A 23,822-nucleotide genomic window follows, 5' to 3' on the forward strand; every position below is an offset into this window, starting at 1 on the left:
AATGTCGCGATCATGACCGCAATGGCTGAACGGATCACCAAAAAGCTGGAAGAGGCTTTGGCGCCACAGCGGCTGAACGTCATCGACGAGTCGCACCAGCATCAGGGCCATGGCGGCTGGCGCGAGGGCGGCGAAACCCATTTCAGGGTCGATATCGTGTCGGCGGCCTTTCTCGGCAAGAGCCGGCTCGAACGTCATCGCATGGTCAATGCCGCGCTGAGCCAGGAGCTGGCCGAGCGGGTCCATGCGCTCGCGATCGCCGCGAAGGCGCCCGGCGAGGCCTGAAGCGCTCAGGCCCGCACTGGGCGCTCCGGCGTCAGCGCGTAGATCGCTGCCGGGACGAGCAGTGCCGCCGCGAAGAACCAGTGCAGGTTGCTGAAGGTCGAGGCGACATCGAGCCCGGCCTGGCGCTGCGCCGCGATGAACCAGCCCGAGCCCGACTGGGCCGCCGCAGCGCCGGCGATGAACAGGAAATTGATGCAGGTCATGCCGCGCCCGGTCAGGTGCTCGGGAAAGAACAGGCGCGCATGCGCCATCAGCACGGCATAGGTGAAGCCCGTGGCGCCGATCAGCGCGAACAGGATGATGGCCGGCGCATGGGCGAGGTCACCCCAGACCGCCAGGGCGATGAAGCAGAGCCCGGTCAGCACGGTCCCCCACAGCACCAGCGGCTTGCTGCGCCCCGAGCGCTGCTCGAGCCCGCCATAGAGGAACGCGCCGATGATCATGGTGAGCGCCATCACCGTCGCGACATGGCCGCTGGTGATCGCGTCGAAGCCGTGCACGTCGCTCATGAACGGCGCGATCCAGAGGCCGCGCACCGTCGCGACGATCGCGTAGCCGGTGATGGTGATCGGCGCGAGCAGCCAGAGCGGGCGGATCGCGACGATGCTGGCCAGGCCCTTGAGCAGGCCCTCATGGTCGCCGGCGGCGGCCGAGGCGCGCGGCGGATCGCGCACCAGCGCGGCCGCCAGCAGCGCCGCCGCCAGGAAACACGCCGCCATGACCAGCATGGAGGGGCGCCAGCCGAAACGCTCGGCCGCGGCTGCCAGCGGCGTCGCCCCGACCAGGTTGCCGATCGAGCCCAGCCCGATGAAGACCGAGGTCAGGAAGCCGAAGCGGGCGGTGTCCTGCGTCCGCGCGAACAGGAACAGCGCCGACATGAAGATCGGCGAGCAGCCGAGCCCGATCAGCGCCATGCCGATCGTGCCGGTGACCGCGTTCGTCGCGCTCGCGAACAGGAAGGCGCCGGCCGAGCCGATCGCCATCGTCACCGCCACCGTCCGGCGCGGCCCGAGCCGGTCCAGCGCCCAGCCGATCGGGAACTGCGCCAGCGCGAAGGCGATGAACCAGGCCGCGCCCAGGAAACCCAACTCCCGCGGCCCGATCCCGAGATCCGCCATCACCGGATGGGCGATGACGCTCAGGAACGAGCGGTAGAAGATCGAGAGGATATAGGCCGGCAGCAGCGCCAGAAAAATGGTCACGTCAGATGATCACGTCAGCCGGTCACTTGATCCGCTCGAGCACCGAGACATAGTTCGCGACAGCCGCCCCGCCCATGTTGAAGATGCCGCCGAGGCGCGCGTCCGTGACCTGCATGCCCTCCGGCGCTTCGCCGGTGAGCTGCATGGCGGACAGCACATGCATCGAGACGCCGGTCGCGCCGATCGGATGGCCCTTGGCCTTCAGCCCGCCGGAGACGTTGACCGGCAGCTTGCCGTCCTTCTGCGTCCAGCCTTCCTTGATGGCGCGCGCGCCGTCGCCCTCGCGGGTCAGGCCCATCGCCTCGTATTCGATCAGCTCGGCGATGGTGAAGCAGTCATGCGTCTCGACGAAGGAGAGATCCTCCAGCGTCACGCCCGCCTGCGCCAGCGCCTTCTTCCAGGCCTCGGCGCAGCCGTCGAATTTCAGGATGTCGCGCTTCGACATCGGCAGGAAATCCTGGACATGGGCCATGCCCCGGAAACCGACGGCGCGGCGCATCTCCATCGCGGTCGCCTCATCGGCGAGCACGAGCGCGGCGGCGCCGTCCGAGACCAGCGAGCAGTCGGTCCGCTTCAGCGGCCCGGCGACATAGGGGTTCTTCTCGCTCTCCGCGCGGCAGAAGGCATAGCCGAGATCCTTGCGCATCTGGGCATAGGGGTTCTCGACGCCGTTCTTGTGATTCTTGGCCGCGATCATCGCGAGCGCGTAGGACTGGTCGCCGTGCTTCTGGAAATAGGCCCCGGCGATCTTGCCGAACACGCCGGCGAAGCCGCCGGGCGTCTCGCCATCCTCGGGCAGATAGGAGGCCTTGAGCAGGAACTTGCCGATATCGGCCGAAGGCGTCTTGGTCATTTGCTCGACGCCGACCACCAGCACCACCTTGGCGGCGCCGGCCTTGATGGCGCGCACACCCTGATGCACCGCGGCCGAGCCGGTCGCGCAGGCGTTCTCGACCCGCGTCGTCGGCTTGAAGCGCAGCGCCGGGTCGGCCTGCAGCACCAGCGAGGCGGTGAAATCCTGGGCGGAGAAGCCGGCATTGTAGTGGCCGAGCACGATCTCATCGACCTGGTCGGCCGTGATGCCGGCATCGGCGAGGGCCTCGCTCGCCACCTTCACGATCAGGCTCTCGATGGTCTCGGCATCCTGCTTGCCGAACGGCGTGTGGGCCCAGCCGACGATTGCAGCGCTCATAGCCAGATCTCCTGAGTGATGTGCAGATACACATTATCTGCGCATCCCGGCGTCTCGCGACAAGCCGGAATACGCGCATTTCCGCCGTGCATGGAAAGGGCAACGGACGCGGCGGATGTCAAGCGCATCGCGATGCCCCTCCCCTCAGATCGCCAGCATCAGCAGGACGCCGACCCCGACGACGATCATCGCCATTCCCAGCAATTCGCGCCAGGTCGTGCCCTCGGAGAAGATGCGGCGCGAGGCGACCTGCGCCAGCGGCACCTCGATCAGCGCCAACGTGCGGACATTGGCGGCGCTGGTCAGCGAGAAGCCGATGAACCAGAACTGCGAGGCGGCCGCGCCGAGGAAGCCGGCGGTCAGCGAGCGGCGCCAGTTGCGCAGGCTCAGCACCAGCGCGGAGCGGTTCGCGACCAGCATATAGAGCGTCAGGAGCAGCGTCTGCAGGCCGAGCCCCAGCGCCAGGATGGTGGTCGCGCGGATCAGGAAATTGCCGTCCGGCAGCGACTGGATCGCGGCCCGGTAGCCGATCGCCGACAGAGCGAAGAAGGCGCCGGAGCCGACCCCGAGCACGGCGGGGCGCAGCCCGGCCCGGCTCAGCTTCTCCCCCGGCTTCCATGAGACCACGACGACGCCGGCGGTCGCGACCGCGATCGCGATGAACTTCCCGAGGCTGAGCGTATCGCCGAGCAGGAGCGCCCCGAAGATCGCGACCTGGACCGGCTCGGTCTTGGTATAGGCCGTGGTCACGGCGAAGGAGCGCTCGCGCATCGCCGCCAGCATCAGCCCCGTCGCTGCGATCTGGGTCAATGCGCCCCAGACGGTGAGGCCGAGCGTCGCAAGGCCGACCGTCGGCGGCATCCGCGCCAGTCCGATGCAGACCAGCAGCAGGAAGAGCAGCGCGAAGGGCAAGCCGAACAGGAAGCGCACCTGCGTCGCGCCGACGACGCCGATCGCATCGGTCAGCGAGCGCTGGGTCAGGTTGCGTGCGGTTTGCAGCAGCGACGCCAGGATGGTCGCCGGAATCCAGAGAAGGGAGAAGCTCACACCGGCATCCGAGGGTCGAAAATCCGGGACGAAGGTCCCGCCAAGGCTTTTGGACCGGCCGGCCCGACTAGGCAAATCGCTCCGCTGGGGGTAGGTATGCGTGCACGGGCGGGCTGAACGACCGCGCCGTCTCGAAAATGCCGCACGCGTCGCGTTGAACCCCTGCGCCTTCAACCCTCGTCCTGACAGGTTCAAGACCGCCCGATGATCGTTTCCCGTCTCGCCGCCCTCGCCCTCGCTTTGTCCGTCACCAGCCCGGCCCTCGCCGGCACGAGCCTGGTGGTCGACGCCTCCAGCGGTCAGGTCCTGTCCAGCGACAATGCGAGCCAGGCCTGGCATCCGGCCTCCACCACCAAGATGATGACGGCCTATCTGGCCTTGAAGGCGGTGCGCTCCGGCAAGCTCGGCCTGGAGACCGCGATTCCGGCGTCGAAGCGCGCCGCGAGCCAGCCGCGCGTCAAGGTCTATATCAAGGCCGGCCAGGAGATCACGCTCGACAACGCGCTGCGCATCATGATGGTGAAATCGGCCAACGACATCGCCTATGTCGTGGCCGAGGGCGTCGGCGGCGATGTCGAGACCTTCGTCGGGATGATGAATGCCGAAGCCCAGCGGCTCGGCATGAACGACACGCATTTCACCAATCCCAATGGCTGGCACGACCCCGACCAGCAGGTCAGCGCCCGCGATCTCGCCGTCCTGGCCATGGCGCTGATGCGCGATTTCCCGGATTATTCCGACTACTGGAACACCGGCGCGGTCCAGCTCGGCCGGCAGGTCCTGCACAACACCAACGGCCTCGTCGGGCGCTATTCCGGCATTGGCGGCATGAAGACCGGCTTCGTCTGCGCCTCGGGCTTCAATGTCGTCGCGACCGCGACCCGCGGCGGCCGCACCTTGATCGCTGTCGTGCTCGGCGCGCTCTCGGGCGCGGAGCGGACGATCACGGCCGCGCAACTGCTCGACGAGGGCTTCTCGAAATGGGGCGGCACCGGCGCCACGCTGGCGAGCCTGCCGTCCGGCAATGGCGGGCGCGCCCACAACATCTGTTCTGAGGTTCGCCGCAAGGGCGGCGGCGTCGCGCTCGCGGACGATGCGGATTCGGCCGGCCCGATCTCGGCCTCCAGCTTCGCGATCGGCGGCAATAGCGACAATGCGATGAGCGAGCGTTTCGGCGGCCCGCAGCCGCAGGCGCGCGCCACCGGCGCGATGCTGACGCGCTCTCCCTCGGGCCGGATCGTGCTCGGTCCGCGCGCGCCGATGTCGCCGGTGCAGGTCTCGTTCGGCCGCACGCCGGGCTCGGCCAGGGCTCCGCTCGCCGCCAATGTGACGTCGCGGCCCGACAGCCAGGTCGCTCGCGGCGCGGCGCCCACGATCGAGCCGAGCGCTCCCGTCGCAGCCGGGCTCGTCGCCGCTCCGAGCACGCGCACGGCCTCCCGCAATGGCGGCATTCCGGGCGCGACCACAGCCTTCGCACCGACCAACGCCGACGAGGCCCCGGTCGCCTCGACCGGCGGCACGGGCCCGCTGCGGCTGCAGGGCGCGATCCAGCCCGGCGCGGCGACGGCCTCGAGCCTGCGCCCCGGCGCGGCCGCCGGCATCAGGCAGGCCACGCGCCCGCCGGCGAAGGCCAAGCCCGGCCAGGTCGCCAAGCCCGGCCAGGTCATCGCGAAGCCGCCGGCGCGGCCCGATGCGGCCAAGCCCGCCGCCAAGCCCAAGACCACGAGCAACAAGACCACGACGAGCAGCAAGCCCAAGACCAAGCCGAACGACGACGCCTGAGCGCCGGAGCTTGCCGGACGCGCCCATTGACGCCACGAGGCAGCAGGGCATCGCGCTGGCGCTCGCGTCAGCCGCAGCCTTTGGCAGCAACATCGTCGCGGCCAGGCTTGCCGGCCAGGCCGGCCTGAACGGCCCGCTCCTCGTCTTCTACCGCGTCTTCGTCATGCTGGCCTTGGTCGGCCTCGCCGCCTGGCTGCTGCGGGCAAGCTTCGCCGTTCAGCCCGGCCAGCGCCGCGCGCTCTTCGCCTTCGGGCTCACCAGCGCCCTGGTCGGCTCGGCCTATCTCTCCTCGGTGGCCTTCCTGCCGGTCACCGTCGCCGTCGTCATTTTCTACACCTTTCCGGTCCTGATCGTCCTGACCGAACCGCTGCTGACCTCCGCGCGCTTCAGCCTCGACCGGCTCGCCGTCGCCTTCCTCGCCTTCCTCGGCGTCGCCATGGTGGTCGGCCCCGATCTTCACGGGCTCGATCCGCGCGGACTGGCGCTGGCGCTGGCGGCGAGCGTGCTCGCCGCCTCGCAATTCTTCGCCGGCGCCGCCTGCGCGCAGACGCCGCTCGTGCCGAAGCTGTTCTGGTCGCATCTGCTGATCCTGCCGGTCACGGCCGCGATCCTCTTTCTCGCCGGCGGCTTCCTGCCGCCCAGCGCGCTGGCGCTGGCGCCGATCGCCGCCGCGATCACCATTGGCGGCTATCTGGTCGGCTTCCTCTTCCAGGTCATGGCGCTGGCGCGCGTCGCGCCCGGCCCGGCCGCCCTCGCCTTCTGCGCCGAGCCGGTCTTTGCCGTCGCGATCGCCGCCTTCTTCCTCGGCGAACGGGTCGGGGTGCTGCAATATGCCGGCGGCGCCCTTGTGGTCGGCGCCATCATCACTAATGTAATATTAGAACAAAAGCGGGTGCGCCCGACGCCCGCGACCAGCCTTGGCTCCTGACGGCGCGACATGATGACCAGCCACGACCAAAGACCGGCCCCGATCCCGCTCACCTTGCTCACCGGCTTCCTCGGCGCCGGCAAGACGACGCTGCTCAACCGCCTGCTCAAGGATCCGGCGCTGGCCGACACCCTGGTCATCGTCAACGAGTTCGGCGAGATCGGCCTCGACCACCTGATGATCCAGGGCGTCGAGGAGAACATGATCCTGCTCGCCTCGGGCTGCCTGTGCTGCACCATTCGCGACGACCTGATCATCACGCTCGAGGACCTGCTGCGCCGTCGCGACAATGGCCGCATCGCGCCCTTCAGCCGCGTCGTGATCGAGACGACCGGCCTCGCCGACCCGGCTCCGATCCTCAATGTCCTGATCAACCATCCCTATCTCGCCATGCGCTTCAGGCTCGATGGCGTCGTCACGCTGGTCGATGCCGTCAACGGCATGGCGACGCTCGACGCCCATGACGAGGCGCGCAAGCAGGCGATCGCGGCCGACCGCATCGTCCTGACCAAGGCCGACCTGCTCGACGTTTCCCACGCCGCCGCGCCCCTGCGCCAGCGGCTGGCGGCGTTGAACCCCGGCCTCGTCCTGCTCGCGCCGGACGTATCCGCCGACGCGCTGGTCGGTGCCGGCCTCTACGACCTGGCCGAACGCCCCGGCGAGCTCAGGGACTGGCTCGCGGCCGAGGCCCTGGCCGACGGCGCGGACCACGGACATCACCACCACCACGACCACGGGCATCATGCCCACGACGATCACGGCCATGGGCATCGTCATGGCCATCATCACGACGTGAACCGGCACGACGAGACGATCCGCGCCTTCTCGCTCTGGGCCGATGCGCCGATCAACCAGGCCACATTCGAGCTGTTCTGGACATTGCTGCGCTCGACCCATGGCTCGAAGCTGCTGCGGCTGAAGGGTCTCGTTGCCCTGACTGAGCATCCGGGCCAGCCGCTTCTGGTCCACGCCGTCCAGCAGATCCTGCATCCACCGGTCCTGCTCGAGCGCTGGCCCGATTCCGACCGGCGCTCGCGTCTCGTGCTCATTGTCCAGGACCTCGAAGAGGCGACGGTCGAGCGGCTCTGGGCCGCCTTTCTCGGCCAGACCACCGCATCCGCCGCGGAAGATAAGCGGCGGCCCGCCCACGGCTGAAACGTTGGCCCCGTTCTTGACACCAGACCCGCGAGCGACCGCGGCGCACCTGTCCCCGTCCCATCCCGGCACAGGTCCGCACCGCGGCGAGCCAGCACGCCGAAAGGCAGGGTCAGATGAACAAGCTCATCGCGTTGGAGGGGTTCTCCGCGGACAGCGTGGCGCTCCCCATGGGCGCGGCGCCGGGCCTCGTGCTCGCGCCGTCCCTGCATACCGAGATCCGGCCGCTCGCGGCCTGTGCCGATATCCGCGCCGCATGGGCCGACCTCGCCTCGCGTGCGCTCGAGCCCAATCCCTTCTTCGAACCCGAATTCGCCCTGGCGGCCGCGCAGCATCTGGTTGCCTTCCGCCGGGTCGACGTCATCCTCGTCTGGCAGGGCGCGAGCACCGCCGCCCAGCGCCGCCTGGTAGGCCTCCTGCCCTGTTTCCCGCGCCGCGGCCTGTTCGTAGCCGAACGGCTGACCGGCCTGTCGGACCTGCGCATTCTCAACGGCGCGCCGCTGCTCGACCGGCGCCTGGGCGAAGCCGCGCTCGAAGCCATCCTGACCGCCCGCCATGGCCGAAATCTCGCGCAAGGCGGCCTGGTCCTGCGCGAGATCGACCTTGCCGGCCCGGCCGCCACGGCGTTGCTGAAGCTGAGCGGCAAGCTCGGGCTCGGCGTCTCGCAGCGCCACTCGACCCTGCCGCCTGCGCGCGCGGCCGACACCACCGAGATCGCCGCCTTGCAGCAGGCCCTGGCGCGTCAGGGCAAGGTCAGGCTCGTCGAGGCGGCATCCCGCATCCAGATTCGCGACGCGGTCGAGCTCGTGCTGGCGCTGGAGGCGTCCGGGCCGCGCGCACGTGCCGGCGCGGCCGTGCTGCAGGATACCCGCGAGGCCGGCTTCGTGCGCGTGATGACACGCAGCTTCGCGCGCAACGGCCAATGCCGCATCGGCCTGCTGATGCTGGACGAACGGCCCATCGCCGGCGCGATCGTGCTTGGCCGCGCCCCGCATGGCTGGCTCTACCTCTCCGCGCAGGACGAGGCCTATGCGCCGTTCGAGCCGGAGCGGCTGCTGCTCGCGCGGATGCGAAAGGAGGCGCCGGCGCGCCCGATCCTGCAACGCGGCGGCGCGGGCTCGGATGGGGCTGCGATGGGCGAGCTGGACCTGGCACCCGCCGCGACGCGGACGCCAAAACATCTGGCGGCACGGGCGCGGGACGCGCTTCGCCGCGGCGGCTTCAGGCTTCGGCGCGCAGGAGCCGCCGGATGATCTTGCCCGTCGTGGTCAGCGGCAACGCGTCTCGAAAGGCGATCTCGCGCGGGTATTCATGCGCCGAGAGCCGTTTGCGCACGAAGGCCTGAAGCTCGCTTGCGAGTTCCGGCGTGGCCTCGCGCCCCGGCTTGAGCACGATGAAGGCCTTGACGATCTCCGTGCGCAGCGCGTCCGGCTTGCCGACCGCGGCCGCCAGCGAGACGGCCGGATGCTTCAGCAGGCAATCCTCGATCTCGCCGGGTCCGATCCGATAGCCCGACGAGGTGATCACGTCGTCATCGCGGCCGACGAAGCGGACATAGCCGTCGCCGTCGCGCATGGCCTGGTCGCCGGTCGTCATCCAGTCGCCGATGAACTTGGCGGCCGTCGCCTCCGGCTGATTCCAGTAGCCGAGGAACATCACCGGGTTCGGGCGACGGATCGCGATCTGCCCTTCCTCCTCCGGCGCGCATTCGGAACCGTCCGGGCGGATGACCGCGACCTCGTGGCCCGGCGTCGCCTTGCCGATGAAGCCCGGCCGGCTGACACCGATCGCGGCGCAGGAGGAGAGCACGAGATTGCACTCGGTCTGGCCATAGGCTTCGTTGATCGTCAGCCCCAGCGCCTCATCGCCCCAGGCAAGCGTCTCGGCGCCGAGCGCCTCGCCCGCCGCCGCGACGGTGCGCAGCGTCAGGGCGAAGCGCTCCCGCGGCCTCTCGACCGAGCGCAGCATCCTGAGCGCCGTCGGCGGGATGAAGGCGTTGCGGATGCGCAGATCGGCCATCAGCCGGAACGCCGCCTCGGCATCGAACTTGATCTGCGGCCAGGCCACCACCGGCACGCCGAAATGCAGCGCCGGCAGCAGCATGTTCAGGAGCCCGCCGGCCCAGGCCCAGTCGGCCGGCGTCCAGGCGAGATCGCCCGGCTGCGGCAGGAACTCGTGCACCATCTGCACGCCCGGCAGGTGACCCGGCAGGACACGGTGCCCGTGCAGGGCTCCCTTTGGATTGCCGGTCGTGCCCGAGGTGTAGATCATCAGCGCCGGATCGTCGGGACCGGTCGCCAGCGGCGTGAAATCCGGGCTCGCGGCCGCGAGCAGGCGCTCGAGATCCTCGGCGCCGCTCTCCGCGCCATCTACCGAAAGCACGAGCGCGAGACCGGGCAGCCGCTCGCCAATCTGCTTCACCTTGACGAGGCCGGCCGCGTTGGTGACGAGCACGCTCGCGCCCGAATCCTTCAGGCGATAGGCCAGCGCATCGACGCCGAACAAGGCCGCGAGCGGCACCGCGATGGCGCCGAGCTTATAGGCGGCGAGATGGGCCGTGAGCACGGCCTCCCCCTGCGGCAGCAGGATCGCGATGCGCTCGCCGGCCGCGACGCCACGCGCCCACAGCGCATTCGCCAGCCGGTTGGAGCGCTCGCGCAGCCTGCCGAAGCTGACCGGCGTCACGCGCCAGTCCGGCGCGACCTCCAGGATGGCAACCCGCGCCGGCTCCAGCGCCGCCCAGCGATCGCAGACATTGGCGGCGATATTGTAGCGGGCCGGGATCCGCCATTGGAATGTCTCGCGCAGGCGGCCGTAATCGCGCAGGTCGGGAAGCATGGAGCAAGGAGGTCCGGCTGTGGGGGCGCGGCACGATAGGCAGGCCGGGCCGCCCTGTCACCTTCGCGCAGGGTCGGTTCGGGCTGCGCTCCGGTCGTGGCGGGAAGGCGGCGATCCGGCCGCGATCCCTGCCCCCTGCCGCTTGCTCAGAACACCCGTTCTTCCGTCGGCGGCAGATAGCTGGCGTCGAAGGCCGCTCCCGCCTTGGCCTTGTCCCTGAACTTGAAGGTCAACGCGATCTGGTCGAGCGCGCGCGCCCAGCGCGCCGGCTCGATGCCGCCGAAGCCGTTGGCCTTGACCCACGGCGTCACCACGTTCTGATCGAGCGCCATCTTGAGCCGTTCGACCTCGACCTCCAGCCTGGCCCCCTCATTGCGCTTGAGCACGACCTGGCCGCCGAGATCGGGATTGGCGACGGTGTCCCTGACGCTCCTTGCGATCGCGCGCAGCAGGCCGCGCACCGCATCCGGCTTCTCGGCCAGGAATTTCGGCGAGACCATCACGGCGTTGCCATAGAGCTCGACGCCGTAATTCGCCATCAGCATCACGACGATGTCGTCGACCGGCACGCCGCGCGACTTCAGGCTGACATAGGAGGAGTTCGCGTAGCCGAACACGGCATCGACCTCGCCGGCGGCCAGCATCGGCTCGCGAACGGCGAAACCGACATTCTCCAGCCGCATCTTGCTGTCGTCGAGCCCGTTCACGGTCTTGAAGATCGGCCATTGCGCGAAGGCGGCGTCGGCCGCCGGCGCGCCGAGCTTCTTGCCTTCGAGGCTCTTCGCCTCGGCCGTGACGCCGCGGCTCTTGCGGCCGACGATCGAGAAGGGCGGCCGGTCATAGACCATCATCACCGCCTTGAGATCGATGCCGGGATTCTCGTCGCGAAAGCGGATCAGCGAGTTCACGTCGCCGAAGCCGGCGTCATAGCCGCCGGTGGCCACGCGCGGGATGGTCTCGCGCGAGCCCATGCCGGCTTCGATGGTGACGTCGAGCCCTTCGGCTTTGAAATAGCCCTTCTCGAGCGCCATCAGGAACAGCGCCGAAGGGCCCTCGAAACGCCAGTCCAATGTGAAGCGCACCGGCGTCTGCGCCGAGGCCGGATTGACGCCACCCAAGCCCGCCAGAGCTGCGGCGGACGCTCCCGCCAGGGCGAGCAGCCGGCGCCGGCTCAGCGATCCCTGGACTTCGGTGACAAACATCAACAGCTCCAGACTCAACGCGTGACCAAGAATCGAGATGGACGGTCAGGTCGCGTTGGACATCAGCGAGATCCACGCATCGCCGAGATCCACGCATCGCAAGGTCCATGCCGAAGAGCCTTGCGCCGACCTGCCGCAGATCATGCAGGATGGACATGAACGCTGCATTAAGCCGCGATCAAAGCGGCAGCGCCCCGTCCGTCTTGACCTCCTCCATCACCGCATAGGTTCGCGTCTCCCGCACCGCGGGCAGCGCCAGCAACACCTCGCCAAGGAACCGGCGATAGGCATTCATGTCGGCCACCCGCGTCTTCACCAGATAATCGAAACCTCCGGCGACCATATGGCATTCCAGCACCTCGGGCGCCCGCTTCACTGCATTCGCAAAGCGCTCGAAGGCGTCGGGCGTCGTCTTGTCGAGATAAACCTCGACGAAGACCAGAAGATGGAGCCCGAGCTTCAGCGGATCGAGCGTCGCACGGTAGCCGGTGATGAAACCTTCCCGCGAGAGGCGCTTCAGCCGCTCGCCCGTCGCCGTCGGCGACAACCCGACCTTTTCCGCGAGCTCGACACCGGCGATGCGGCCATCGGATTGAAGCAGGGACAGGATGCGGCGGTCGGTTCGATCGAGCACGGGATAATTCTCTAGATATTCGATTTTCTGTAGCGATTATTACGACATCTGAATCAAAATGGCCATTGATATCCGGCGATCCTGCAGCGATCCTGCAGATCATCCCGCTCCCTGATATGGACCCTTCCATGGCCGCTCCCGCCCCACGCCCGGTCGCTTCATCCGCACCCGCAGCCTTCCGCGCGCCCTATGCCGAAGACGACGCGACGATCGCGGCGCGGCTGCTCGCCGGCGCAAGGCGCGAACCTGCGGCCAAGGCCCGGATCGACGAGCGCGCCACCGGGCTGATCGATGCGATCCGCACCCGCAAGGTCGGTTTCGGCGGCATCGAGGAATTGCTGCGCGAATATTCGCTCTCGACCAAGGAGGGCCTCGCGCTGATGGTGCTGGCCGAGGCGCTGCTGCGCGTGCCCGATGCCGCCACGGCCGACCGGCTGATCGAAGACAAGCTCGGCCAGGGCGATTTTGCCCATCACGAGGCCAAGTCCGACGCCTTCCTGATCTCGGCCTCCTCCTGGGCGCTCGGCGTCACCGCCCGCATCATCCAGCCCGGCGAGACGCCGACCAGCATCATCGGCAATCTCTCCAAGCGCCTCGGGCTTCCGGCCGTGCGCACGGCGACCCGCCAGGCGATGCGCGTCATGGGCAATCATTTCGTGCTCGGCCAGACCATCGAGGAGGCGCTGAAGCGCGCCCGTTCGGGCAGCGGCAAGCTCTACCGCTATTCCTTCGACATGCTCGGCGAAGGCGCGCGCACGCAAGCCGATGCCGACCGCTATTTCGCCTCCTACGCCGCTGCGATCGATGCGATCGGCCGCTCGGCCGGCAACGAGCCGCTGCCGAACCGGCCCGGCATCTCGGTCAAGCTCTCGGCTCTGCACCCGCGCTACGAGGCGACCAACCATGAGCGCGTGCTGAGCGAGCTCGTGCCCAAGGTCGTCGAGCTCGCCCGCAGGGCCAAGGTCTACGACCTCAACTTCACCATCGACGCCGAGGAGGCCGACCGGCTCGAGCTCTCGCTCGACGTCATCGATGCGGTGATGGCCGATGCCTCGCTCGCCGGCTGGGACGGTTTCGGCCTCGCCATCCAGGCCTATCAGAAGCGCGCCTCGGCGGTGATCGACCATATCGCGGCGCTGGCCGAGGCGCATGACCGCCGCCTGATGGTCCGCCTCGTCAAGGGCGCCTATTGGGACACAGAGCTGAAGCGCGCCCAGGAGCGCGGGCTTGCCGATTACCCGGTCTTCAGCCGCAAGGCGATGACCGACCTGAATTACGAGGCCTGCGCCGCGCAGCTTCTCGCCTTGCGCCCGCGCATCATTCCCCAGTTCGCCACCCATAATGCGCTGACCGTCGCCTCGGTCGCGGAGATGGCTGGGAATACCGAAGGCTTCGAATTCCAGCGTCTGCACGGCATGGGCGAGGCGCTCTACGAGAAGCTGCTGCAGGAGGATGCCGGCTTCGCCTGCCGCACCTATGCGCCGGTCGGCGGCCACCAGGATCTGCTCGCCTATCTCGTGCGTCGCCTGCTCGAGAACGGCGCCAATTCCTCCTTCGTCAGCGTCTCGGGTGATCCGGACGTGCCCGTCGCGCAGCTGCTCGTGTCGCCGGCCGACATCATCGGCAACCCGGCGGCCGCGCGGCATCGCCGCATTCCGCTTCCTGCCGATCTCTACGGCGCCTCTCGCAAGAACTCCGCCGGCACCGAGCTCGGCCACGCCGAAAGCCTCGCGGGTCTCGAAAAGGAGATAACAGCCGCCGCGATCAAGCCCTTCCCCGAGGCGGCGGCGATCATCGACGGCAAGCCGGCGGGCGGCACGGCCCGCCCGGTCCTGTCGCCGATCGACGCCAGGCCAATCGGCAGCGTCAGCGAAGCCGACGACGCGCTGGCCGACCGCGCCATGCTCGCGGCCAGGGCGGGCTTCGACGCCTGGAGCCGCACCCCGGCCCGCGCCCGCGCGGCAGCGCTGCGCAAGGCCGCCGACCTGATGGAGGCGCGGCGCGGCCTGCTGCTCGCTTTGCTCCAGGCCGAGGCCGGCAAGACCCTCGACGACGCCATCTCGGAGGTCCGCGAGGCCGTCGATTTCTGCCGCTACTATGCCGCCGAGGCCGAGGCCCATTTCGCCACGCCACAAGTGCTGCCCGGCCCGACCGGCGAGGAGAATCGCCTGATCCTGCGCGGCCGCGGCCCCTTCCTTTGCATCGCGCCCTGGAACTTCCCGCTGGCGATCTTCGCCGGCCAGGTCGCGGCCGCGCTCGTTGCCGGCAACAGCGTCGTCGCCAAGCCGGCGCCGCAGACGCCGCTGATCGCCGCGGTCACGGTCCGCCTCCTCCACGAGGCCGGCATCCCGACGTCGGCCCTGCATCTGGTGCCGGGCGACGGCAAGGTCGGCGCGCGGCTCGTCGCCCATCCGGCGGTCGCCGGCGTCGCCTTCACCGGCTCGACCGCGACGGCGCGCGCCATCAATCGCGCGCTCGCCGCCAAGGACGGCCCGATCGTGCCGCTGATCGCCGAGACCGGCGGGCTCAACGCCATGATCGTCGACGCCACCGCCCTGCCAGAGCAGGTCGCCGATGATGTCGTGATGTCGGCCTTCCGCTCGGCCGGCCAGCGCTGCTCGGCCCTGCGCCTGCTCGTGCTGCAGGAGGATGTCGCCGACAAGATCCTCGAGATGATCACCGGCGCCGGCAAGGAGCTGAAGCTCGGCGACCCGCGCTTCGTCGATGTCCATGTCGGCCCGGTGATCGACGCTGCGGCGAAGGACCGGCTCGATGCCCATGTCGCGGCGATGCGCAAGCTCGGCCGCGTCGAATGGGCCGGCGAGACGCCCGCACTCGGCGGCACCTATGTCGCGCCGCATGTCATCAGGCTCGACGCCGTCAAGGATCTGACCCAGGAGCATTTCGGGCCGATCCTGCATGTCGTGCGCTGGAAGGCGGGCGAGCTCGACAAGGTGATCGACGCCATCGACGCCACCGGCTACGGCCTGACGCTGGGCGTGCATTCGCGCATCGAGACCACGGTCGAGCGTGTCGCCGCGCGGCTTTCGACCGGCAATGTCTATGTCAACCGCAACATGATCGGCGCCGTCGTCGGCGTGCAGCCCTTCGGCGGCCACGGCCTCTCGGGCACCGGGCCCAAGGCGGGCGGGCCGCATTACCTGCCGCGCTTCGCGACCGAGCAGACCGTGACGATCAACACGGCCGCCGCCGGCGGCAATGCCAGCCTGATCGCGATGGAGGAATGAACGAAGGGCGCCTCGCCCTTCATTCACCCGCCTTTGTTCAGGCCGCTCCCCGCTCAGGCGACGCGGTAGCGCGACAGCCAGTGCGCATAGGGCGCCGGCAGCGTCTTCCAGGCCGCGTCCGCGACTCCGAGCGCCTGCGCGGCGGCGTAGGGCCAATGCGGATCGGCCAGCAGCGGCCGGCCGAGCGTGACGAGATCGACCTTGCCCTCGCGCACCATCGCGTCGGCCTGTTCGGGCCGGCTGATGAACCAGCTCGTCGAGGCGGGCAGGCCGGCTTCGCGCCGCACGCGCTCCGCCACCGGCGCCAGGAAGGCCGGCCCCCAGGGGATCTTCGCCGTATTCGTCGAGAAGCCGACGCTGACATCGATGAAATCGAGCCCCTCCGCCTTCAGCCGCTTCACCAGCGCGATGGCCTCGGCAACCGTCTCCTCATCATGGCCGTCATATTCGATCACGCCGAGCCGCGCCGAGAGCGGGCGGTCCTCCGGCCAGACCTTGCGGATGGCGGCAAGCGTCTCGACCAGGAAGCGGCTGCGGTTCTCGAAGCTGCCGCCATACGCGTCTTCACGCTGGTTGGCATGTCGCGACAGGAAGCTCTGCGCCAGATAGCCATGCGCGAAATGCAGTTTCAGCCACTGGATTCCGATATCGCGCGCCCGCTCGGCGGCAGCGACGAAATCGCGCTGCACGCGCTCGATATCGGCCTTCGTCATGGCGCGAGGAACGCGGCCGAGATGGCCGCCCTGGGCGATCGCGGAGGGGGCGATCGTCTCCCAGCCGCGCGGGTCGCTCTCCGGGATATGATCGTCGCCCTCCCAGGGTTTGTTCGCGCTGGCCTTGCGCCCGGCATGGCCGATCTGGATGCCGGCGACCGCCCCGGCCTTGCGGATGTCCTCAACCGCCGGCGCCAGCGCCGCCGCCTGCGCATCGTTCCACAAACCGAGGCAGCCGGGCGTGATCCGCCCTTCCGGCGACACCCCCGTCGCCTCGATCACGACGAGGCCGGAACCGCCCCGCGCCAGGCCGGCGAGATGGGCGCGATGCCACTCGTTCACGACGCCTTCCTCGGCCGAATACTGGCACATCGGCGATGCGACGATGCGGTTGCGCAATGTGACGCTCTTGAGATCGAACGGATCGAACAAACCGGGCATGGATGAACTCCAAAAACTGACATTGCTTTATTCGATAGTTCGATATTTTTCGAACTTTTGCAATTCACAATTTTCGTGATAGGGTCGCCTCATGCGACATGCCCGCCTGCCCGCCCTGGACGATATCGCGCTCGAGGACGTGTTCCACGCGCTCAGCGACCCGATCCGGCTCGAGATCGTCCGGCGTCTCGCAGCCGAGGGCGAGGCGAGCTGCCAGGCGCTCGAAGGCGACAGGCCGAAATCCAGCGTCTCCCACCATTTCCGCGTGCTGCGCGAGGCCGGACTGATCCGCACCCGTAACGAGGGGGCGACGCGGATGAACGCACTGCGGCAGGACGATATCGACCACCGCTTTCCTGGCCTTCTCGCCTGCATCCTGGGCAAACGCGGGGCCTGAGCTGCCGGCGATCGTCGGCGAGCCCGCAAGAAAAAAGGGCCGCTTGCGCGGCCCTTGTGGTCATTCAGGACGTATGAGGCGATCAGTTCGTCTTGCGGTCCTGGAACACGCCCTTGAACTCCTTGAGCTGCACGAGCTGGTCGTGCAGGCGGCGCTGCTCCGCCTCGTCTTCAGGCGCAGCGGCCAGGCGCGTCTCGGCCGTCAGGATCTCGGCGTCGAGCACGGCGGTGTCGACATCCTCGAGAAAGCGGGCCTGTTCGGCGAGGATGGTCAGCGCCGTCGGGTTGACCTCGACGATGCCGCCGCCGACGAAGAATTCCTTGCCGTTGCCGGCATCGGTCTGGGCCAGCACGATGCCGGGCTTCAGCGTCGCCACCACCGGCGCATGGCCGGCGAGCACGGTCATCTCGCCCTCTACCGACGGCACGATGACGCTGACGACCTCTCCCGAGAACAGGATGCTCTCCGGCGAGACGAGTTCGAACTTGAAGGTGGCCATTTCTACTCTCTCCCCGGCTCGTCATGGTCGGGCTTGACCCGACCATCTCGAAAACCAGCGTGCTCGTCAGGAGATTCTCGGGACAAGCCCGAGAATGACGCTGCTTACGCCGCCTCGGCGGCCAGGCGCTGGGCCTTCTCGACCGCCTCGTCCATCGAGCCGACCATGTAGAAGGCCGCTTCCGGCAGGTGGTCGTACTTGCCCTCGACCAGGCCCTTGAAGCCCTTGATCGTGTCTTCGAGCGCGACGAGCTTGCCCGGCGAGCCGGTGAAGACCTCGGCGACGAAGAAGGGCTGCGACAGGAAGCGCTCGATCTTGCGGGCGCGGGCGACCGAGATCTTGTCCTCTTCCGAGAGCTCGTCCATGCCCAGGATCGCGATGATGTCCTGCAGGGCCTTGTAGCGCTGCAGGATCTGCTGGACCTGGCGGGCCACCGCGTAATGCTCCTCGCCGACGATGGCGGCGGACAGCATGCGCGAGGTCGAGTCGAGCGGATCGACCGCCGGGTAGATGCCCTTTTCCGCGATCGAGCGCGAGAGCACGGTCGTGGCGTCCAGGTGGGCGAAGGAGGTCGCGGGCGCCGGGTCGGTCAGGTCGTCCGCCGGCACGTAGATCGCCTGCACCGAGGTGATCGAGCCCTTGTTGGTGGTGGTGATGCGCTCCTGCAGGTTGCCCATGTCGGTCGCAAGGGTCGGCTGATAGCCCACCGCCGAAGGAATGCGGCCGAGCAGAGCCGACACTTCAGAGCCGGCCTGCGTGAAGCGGAAGATGTTGTCGACGAAGAACAGCACGTCCTGGCCACGGTCGCGGAAGTCTTCCGCGACGGTCAGGCCCGACAGCGCGACGCGCATGCGGGCGCCCGGAGGCTCGTTCATCTGGCCGTAGACCAGGGCGCATTTCGAGCCCTCGCCGCCGCCCTTCTTGTTCACGCCCGACTCGATCATCTCGTGATAGAGGTCGTTGCCCTCGCGGGTGCGCTCGCCGACGCCGGCGAACACCGAATAACCACCATGGGCCTTCGCGACGTTGTTGATCAGCTCCATGATCAGCACGGTCTTGCCGACGCCAGCGCCGCCGAACAGGCCGATCTTGCCGCCCTTGGCGTAGGGAGCCAGCAGATCGACGACCTTGATGCCGGTGACGAGGATCTGGGCTTCCGTCGCCTGCTCGGCATAGCTCGGAGCCGGCTGATGGATGCCGCGGGTATCCTTGGTGCGGATCGGGCCGGCTTCGTCCACCGGCTCGCCGATGACGTTCATGATGCGGCCGAGGCACTCGTCGCCGACCGGAACCGCGATCGGCGCGCCGGTATCGGTGACGGCCTGGCCACGGACGAGGCCTTCGCTCGAGTCCATCGCGATGCAGCGCACCGTGTTCTCGCCGAGATGCTGGGCGACCTCCAGGACCAGGCGGTTGCCGAGGTTCTGGGTCTCCAGCGCGTTCAGGATCTGCGGCAGCTCGCCGTCGAACTGCACGTCGACGACGGCGCCGATGACCTGCGCAACACGGCCGGTGCCGGTATTGGCGGGCTTGGCGTCGCTCTTGGCGGCTTTGGTGACGGGAGTCTTGGTTGCGGTGGTCTTGGTTGCGGCTTTGGCCATGGTCGAACCTCGATGAGCGTTCAGCTTTGCGGACGACCTGCGGACATTCAGCCGCGCAGGCCTTTCAGGCGGTTACAGCGCTTCCGCGCCGGAGATGATTTCGATCAGTTCCTTGGTGATCATCGCCTGACGCGAGCGGTTGTAGAGCTGCGTCTGCTTCTTGATCATTTCGCCTGCGTTGCGCGTGGCGGAATCCATCGCCGACATGCGGGCGCCCTGTTCGGATGCGCCATTCTCGAGAATGGCGCGCAGCACCTGGACGGCGAGATTGCGCGGCAGCAGGGCCTCGAGGATCTCGGTCTCGTCGGGCTCGTATTCATAGACCGCTTCGGTCGTCTTGATGTCCGACGGGATCTCGGCCGGAATGATGCGCTGGGCCGTCGGGATCTGCGAGATCACCGACTTGAACTTCGAGAAGAACAGCGTCGCGACATCGAACTCGCCGGCATTGAAACGCGCCAGGATGTTCTGGGCGATGGTCTCGGCATTGGCGAAGCCGACCTGCTTGAAGGCGCGCAGGTCGATCAGCTCGATGATGTCCTTCTCGAACTGCCGACGCAGGATGTCGTAGCCCTTCTTGCCGACGCAGATGATCTTGACCGTCTTGCCTTCGCCCTTGAGCGCCAGCGCCTTGTCGCGCGCCAGGCGCGCGATCGAGGAGTTGAAGGCGCCGCAGAGGCCGCGCTCGGCCGTGCAGACCACGAGCAGCTGCACCTGGTCGGAGCCCGTACCGCCGATCAGCTTCGGCGCGCCGTCTCCGGAGACGCCGGCGGCGAGATTGGCCAGCACCGTCTCCATGCGCTCGGCATAGGGACGCGCCGCTTCCGCCGCGGCCTGGGCCCGGCGCAGCTTCGCGGCCGCGACCATCTGCATGGCCTTGGTGATCTTCTGCGTCGCCTTGACCGAAGCGATGCGGTTTCTAAGGTCCTTCAAAGAAGGCATTTGGCGCTCTCACCCCGTCATGGTCGACCTTGCGTCGACCATCCACGTCTTGAACCTCGATCTTGGTCGGGCGAGCCCGACCATGATGCCTGCGGATCAGGCGAACGACTTGGCGTAAGCCTCGACGATGTCCTTCAGCTTCGCGCCGTTCGCGTCCGAAAGATCCTTCGAGGAGCCGATCTCGTTGAGCAGGCCGGCATGCTTGCCGCGCACCAGCGCCAGCAGCCCGTCCTCGAACTCGCGCACCTTGTTGACCGGCAGCGGGTCGAGATAGCCATTGACGCCGGCATAGATCACCACGACCTGCTCTTCCATCTTCAGCGGCGAGAACTGCGGCTGCTTCAGGAGCTCGGTCAGGCGCGCGCCGCGGTTGAGCAGGCGCTGGGTGACCGCGTCGAGGTCGGAACCGAACTGGGCGAAGGCCGCCATCTCGCGATACTGGGCGAGCTCGCCCTTGATCTTGCCGGCGACCTTCTTGGTCGCCTTGGTCTGCGCGGCCGAGCCGACGCGCGACACCGAGAGGCCGACGTTCACCGCCGGGCGGATGCCCTGGTAGAACAGGTCGGTCTCGAGGAAGATCTGGCCGTCGGTGATCGAGATCACGTTGGTCGGGATATAGGCCGAGACGTCGTTCGCCTGGGTCTCGATGACCGGCAGCGCCGTCAGCGAGCCGTTGCCGGCGGCATCGCCCATCTTGGCGGCGCGCTCAAGCAGGCGGGAGTGGAGATAGAACACGTCGCCCGGATAGGCCTCGCGGCCCGGCGGGCGGCGCAGCAGCAGCGACATCTGGCGATAGGCGACGGCCTGCTTCGACAGGTCGTCATAGATGATCACGGCATGCATGCCGTTATCGCGGAAATACTCGCCCATGGCGCAGCCGGCGAAGGGCGCCAGGAACTGCATCGGGGCCGGGTCGGAGGCGGTGGCCGCCACGACGATCGAGTATTCGAGCGCGCCGCGCTCCTCGAGCACCTTCACGAACTGGGCGACGGTCGAGCGCTTCTGCCCGATCGCGACATAGACGCAGTAGAGCTTCTGGCCCTCGTCCGTGCCTTCGTTCAGCGCCTTCTGGTTCAGGATCGTGTCGAGCGCGACGGCGGTCTTGCCGGTCTGGCGGTCGCCGATGATCAGCTCGCGCTGGCCGCGGCCGATCGGGATCAGGGCGTCGATCGCCTTGAGGCCAGTCGCCATCGGCTCGTGCACCGACTTGCGCGGAATGATGCCGGGCGCCTTCACGTCGACGCGCGAGCGGGCCTTGGCCTTGATCGGCCCCTTGCCGTCGATCGGGTTGCCGAGCGCGTCGACGACGCGGCCGAGCAGCTCCTTGCCGACCGGCACGTCGACGATCGCGCCGGTGCGCTTGACCGTCTGGCCTTCCATGATCTCGCGGTCGGAACCGAAGATGACGACGCCGACATTGTCGGTCTCGAGGTTGAGCGCCATGCCGCGCACGCCGCTCTCGAACTCGACCATCTCACCGGCCTGGACCTTGTCGAGGCCGTAGACGCGGGCGATGCCGTCGCCGACGGAGAGAACCTGACCAACCTCGGTGACGGAGGCTTCCGACCCGAAATTGCTGATCTGGGCCTTCAGGATAGCGGAGATTTCAGCGGGGCGGATTTCCATCAGCCGACCTCTTTCATGGCAAGACGAATTGAATTGAGCTTGGTTTTCAGCGAGGCGTCGACCATGCGCGAGCCCATCTTGACGATGAGCCCGCCGATGATCGCCGGATCGATCTTGATCGCGACATCGACATTCCTGCCGGCGACCTCTTTCAAGGTCGCGCGGATCTCGTCGAGGCGCTTGGCCGTCGGCTCCTCGGCGACCGTGACCTCGGCGCTGACGATGCCCTTGGCCTCGGCGACGAGGCCGCGATAGGCCCGGATCATGCCCGGCAGCGCGAACAGCCGGCGCTTGCTGGCGACGAAGCCGATGAAATTGCCGGCGATGCCGGTGATCTTGGCCTGGGCCAGCAGCGCCTTGATCGCGGCGACCTGCTCCTCGGCGGAAAAGGCCGGGCTGGAGATCAGGCGCTTCAGGTCGTCGCTCTCGGCGATCATGGCGCTGAAGCTGTCGAGATCGGCCGACACCGCGTCGATGGCATTGGCCTCGCTGGCCAGTTCGAAGAGCGCCGTGGCGTAACGCCCGGCGACGCCCGAAACCAATGTCTGATCCTGCGATCCGCCTTCAGCCACGCTCGACATCTCTCGTTCAACGGACCGCACCGGCGACCTTCTGCGCGAAGGTGGAGTGCATCGTCCTGGCGCTGCGATGTTTCCGACGGGCGAGAAGCGCGGGAGTACGACTTTCCGCCCGAAATGTGGCGGTGCACTAGCATGTGGTTTTGGGGGGCGCAATCCGTAGATCGCGATCAACCGGGCCGTTTTCGGCACGGGCGCCCTGCATTCACAGGAAGCTCTGCGGATCGACATCGACCTGGACCCGCACCGAACCCTTCGGCCGCGGCCCGCTCTTCAGCCAGGCGCGCAGATAGTCCTGCAGATTCACCTCGCGCGTCGTTTTCACGATCAAACGCATGCGATGGCGCCCGCGCAGCACCGCAAGAGGCGCTTCTGCCGGCCCCAGCACCGCTACACCGTCAGGCGCGGCCGCGCATCGCGCGAGCGCGCGGGCATGGCTTTCCGCCTCTCCTTGACTGTTGGCGGAGATGATCAGCCCCGCCAGCCGCCCGAAGGGGGGCAGTCCCGCCGCCTCGCGCGAGGCCGTCTCTGCGGCATAAAACCGCTCCGGGTCGCCGGAGACCAGGGCCTTGAGCACGGGATGGCTCGGGTCATGGGTCTGCAGCAAGGCCCGGCCCGGCCTTTCGCCCCGGCCCGCCCGGCCCGTGACCTGCCGCAGCACCTGGAAGGTGCGCTCGGCCGCGCGCGGATCGCCCGAGGTCAGGCCGAGATCGGCATCGATCACCCCGACCAGCGTCATGCCCGGGAAATTATGGCCCTTGGCGACGAGCTGAGTGCCGATGACGATGTCGAATTCGCCATCGGCGACCGCCATCAGCTCCTGCTTGAGCCGCTCGGTCCCGCCCGGAAAATCGCTGGACAGCACGATCGAGCGCGCCTGCGGGAACAGCGTCGCCACCTCTTCCGCCAGGCGCTCGACACCGGGCCCGCAAGCGGCCAGGCTTTCCGGCGCATGGCAGGACGGGCATTCATGTGGCCGGCGCTCGACATGGCCGCAATGATGGCAGACCAGGGCCCGCCGGAAGCGGTGATCGACCAGCCAGGCCGAGCAGTTCGGGCACTGGAAGCGATGGCCGCAATCGCGGCAGAGCGTCAGCGGCGCATAACCGCGGCGGTTCAGGAACAGCAGCGACTGTTCCTTCGCCTCCAGGTTGACCGTGATCGCCCTGGCCAGCGCGCCGGAGATCCAGCGCCCACGCTCGGGCTTGTCACGGCGCAGGTCGACGAGGTCGAGTGCCGGCAGCTCGCGCCCGCCAAAGCGCTCCGGCAGTTTCAGATAGGCATAGCGCCCGCGCTCGGCATTGACGCGCGTCTCCAGCGACGGCGTCGCCGAGGTCAGGATCACCGGCGCATGCTCGATCATGCCGCGCACCACCGCCATGTCGCGGGCATGGTAGCTGACGCCGTCCTCCTGCTTGTAGGCGGCCTCGTGCTCCTCATCGACGATGATGAGCCCGAGGTCCTGATAGGGTAGGAACAGCGCCGAGCGCGCGCCCGCCACCACCTTCGCTT

At 68.2% G+C, this 23,822-nt stretch carries 20 protein-coding genes; 7 read left to right on the top strand and 13 right to left on the bottom strand.

Annotation, left to right across the window (positions count from 1 at the left end; genetic code table 11):
* Positions 1–12: 12 nt before the first annotated feature.
* Positions 13–285, top strand: a complete 273-nt coding sequence (locus ACTIF2_RS21905; protein ID WP_439499260.1) for a BolA family protein — start codon at positions 13–15, stop codon at positions 283–285.
* A 5-nt stretch (positions 286–290) separates the two neighbouring features.
* On the opposite strand, the gene ACTIF2_RS21910 is transcribed toward ACTIF2_RS21905, so the two are convergent.
* From ACTIF2_RS21910 to ACTIF2_RS21920, 3 genes are all read right to left on the bottom strand, one after another.
* Positions 291–1,487, bottom strand: a complete 1,197-nt coding sequence (locus ACTIF2_RS21910; RefSeq protein ID WP_439499239.1) for an MFS transporter — start codon at positions 1,485–1,487, stop codon at positions 291–293.
* Between the two features lie 22 nt (positions 1,488–1,509).
* The gene (locus tag ACTIF2_RS21915) at positions 1,510–2,679 is read right to left on the bottom strand and encodes an acetyl-CoA acetyltransferase (protein WP_439499240.1); all 1,170 of its coding nucleotides are present in this window, start codon (positions 2,677–2,679) and stop codon (positions 1,510–1,512) included.
* 144 nt (positions 2,680–2,823) lie between these two features.
* On the bottom strand, positions 2,824–3,726 hold the full coding sequence (locus ACTIF2_RS21920; RefSeq protein ID WP_439499241.1) for an EamA family transporter: 903 nt from the start codon (positions 3,724–3,726) through the stop codon (positions 2,824–2,826).
* A gap of 204 nt (positions 3,727–3,930) precedes the next feature.
* Here ACTIF2_RS21920 and ACTIF2_RS21925 point away from each other — a divergent pair, with 204 nt between their 5' ends.
* From ACTIF2_RS21925 to ACTIF2_RS21940, 4 genes are all read left to right on the top strand, one after another.
* Positions 3,931–5,508: a D-alanyl-D-alanine carboxypeptidase family protein gene (locus ACTIF2_RS21925; protein WP_439499242.1), complete on the top strand. Its 1,578-nt coding sequence runs from the start codon at positions 3,931–3,933 to the stop codon at positions 5,506–5,508.
* A 10-nt stretch (positions 5,509–5,518) separates the two neighbouring features.
* Positions 5,519–6,436: a DMT family transporter gene (locus ACTIF2_RS21930; RefSeq protein WP_439499243.1), complete on the top strand. Its 918-nt coding sequence runs from the start codon at positions 5,519–5,521 to the stop codon at positions 6,434–6,436.
* 12 nt (positions 6,437–6,448) lie between these two features.
* Positions 6,449–7,591 (top strand): CobW family GTP-binding protein, encoded by a 1,143-nt coding sequence (locus ACTIF2_RS21935; protein ID WP_439499244.1) that lies wholly within the window; start codon positions 6,449–6,451, stop codon positions 7,589–7,591.
* 116 nt (positions 7,592–7,707) lie between these two features.
* Positions 7,708–8,844 (top strand): GNAT family N-acetyltransferase, encoded by a 1,137-nt coding sequence (locus ACTIF2_RS21940; RefSeq protein ID WP_439499245.1) that lies wholly within the window; start codon positions 7,708–7,710, stop codon positions 8,842–8,844.
* On the opposite strand, the gene ACTIF2_RS21945 is transcribed toward ACTIF2_RS21940, so the two are convergent.
* From ACTIF2_RS21945 to ACTIF2_RS21955, 3 genes are all read right to left on the bottom strand, one after another.
* Complete coding sequence (locus ACTIF2_RS21945) at positions 8,813–10,429, bottom strand: AMP-binding protein (protein ID WP_439499246.1); 1,617 nt, start codon at positions 10,427–10,429, stop codon at positions 8,813–8,815. The genes ACTIF2_RS21940 and ACTIF2_RS21945 overlap by 32 nt on opposite strands.
* Before the next feature lie 146 nt (positions 10,430–10,575).
* Positions 10,576–11,631: an ABC transporter substrate-binding protein gene (locus ACTIF2_RS21950; protein ID WP_439499247.1), complete on the bottom strand. Its 1,056-nt coding sequence runs from the start codon at positions 11,629–11,631 to the stop codon at positions 10,576–10,578.
* Between the two features lie 178 nt (positions 11,632–11,809).
* The gene (locus ACTIF2_RS21955) at positions 11,810–12,265 is read right to left on the bottom strand and encodes an Lrp/AsnC ligand binding domain-containing protein (RefSeq protein WP_439499248.1); all 456 of its coding nucleotides are present in this window, start codon (positions 12,263–12,265) and stop codon (positions 11,810–11,812) included.
* Between the two features lie 128 nt (positions 12,266–12,393).
* Between ACTIF2_RS21955 and putA the strand changes: the two genes are divergently transcribed.
* On the top strand, positions 12,394–15,513 hold the full coding sequence (gene putA / locus ACTIF2_RS21960) for a bifunctional proline dehydrogenase/L-glutamate gamma-semialdehyde dehydrogenase PutA (protein WP_439499249.1): 3,120 nt from the start codon (positions 12,394–12,396) through the stop codon (positions 15,511–15,513).
* A 53-nt stretch (positions 15,514–15,566) separates the two neighbouring features.
* Here the strand turns inward: putA and ACTIF2_RS21965 are convergent, their stop codons facing one another.
* On the bottom strand, positions 15,567–16,667 hold the full coding sequence (locus ACTIF2_RS21965) for an NADH:flavin oxidoreductase/NADH oxidase (RefSeq protein WP_439499250.1): 1,101 nt from the start codon (positions 16,665–16,667) through the stop codon (positions 15,567–15,569).
* A gap of 91 nt (positions 16,668–16,758) precedes the next feature.
* Between ACTIF2_RS21965 and ACTIF2_RS21970 the strand changes: the two genes are divergently transcribed.
* The gene (locus ACTIF2_RS21970) at positions 16,759–17,064 is read left to right on the top strand and encodes an ArsR/SmtB family transcription factor (RefSeq protein WP_439499251.1); all 306 of its coding nucleotides are present in this window, start codon (positions 16,759–16,761) and stop codon (positions 17,062–17,064) included.
* An 82-nt stretch (positions 17,065–17,146) separates the two neighbouring features.
* Here the strand turns inward: ACTIF2_RS21970 and ACTIF2_RS21975 are convergent, their stop codons facing one another.
* The 6 genes from ACTIF2_RS21975 to priA all read right to left on the bottom strand — a co-directional run.
* Positions 17,147–17,563: a F0F1 ATP synthase subunit epsilon gene (locus tag ACTIF2_RS21975; protein WP_439499252.1), complete on the bottom strand. Its 417-nt coding sequence runs from the start codon at positions 17,561–17,563 to the stop codon at positions 17,147–17,149.
* Between the two features lie 104 nt (positions 17,564–17,667).
* A complete protein-coding gene (atpD, locus tag ACTIF2_RS21980; RefSeq protein ID WP_439499253.1) occupies positions 17,668–19,164 on the bottom strand; it encodes a F0F1 ATP synthase subunit beta in 1,497 nt (498 codons plus the stop codon).
* A gap of 72 nt (positions 19,165–19,236) precedes the next feature.
* Entirely contained in the window at positions 19,237–20,106 is an 870-nt protein-coding gene (locus ACTIF2_RS21985; RefSeq protein ID WP_439499254.1) for a F0F1 ATP synthase subunit gamma, read from the bottom strand.
* Between the two features lie 96 nt (positions 20,107–20,202).
* On the bottom strand, positions 20,203–21,732 hold the full coding sequence (atpA, locus tag ACTIF2_RS21990) for a F0F1 ATP synthase subunit alpha (protein WP_439499255.1): 1,530 nt from the start codon (positions 21,730–21,732) through the stop codon (positions 20,203–20,205).
* Complete coding sequence (locus ACTIF2_RS21995) at positions 21,732–22,304, bottom strand: F0F1 ATP synthase subunit delta (RefSeq protein ID WP_439499256.1); 573 nt, start codon at positions 22,302–22,304, stop codon at positions 21,732–21,734. The genes atpA and ACTIF2_RS21995 overlap by 1 nt, the downstream gene beginning before the upstream one ends.
* Positions 22,305–22,515: 211 nt before the next feature.
* A partial coding sequence (gene priA, locus ACTIF2_RS22000) for a replication restart helicase PriA (RefSeq protein ID WP_439499257.1) occupies positions 22,516–23,822 on the bottom strand: 1,307 nt, incomplete at its 5' end.

The organism is Allobosea sp. (assembly GCF_051860145.1).
Classification (GTDB): Bacteria; Pseudomonadota; Alphaproteobacteria; order Rhizobiales; family Beijerinckiaceae; genus Allobosea.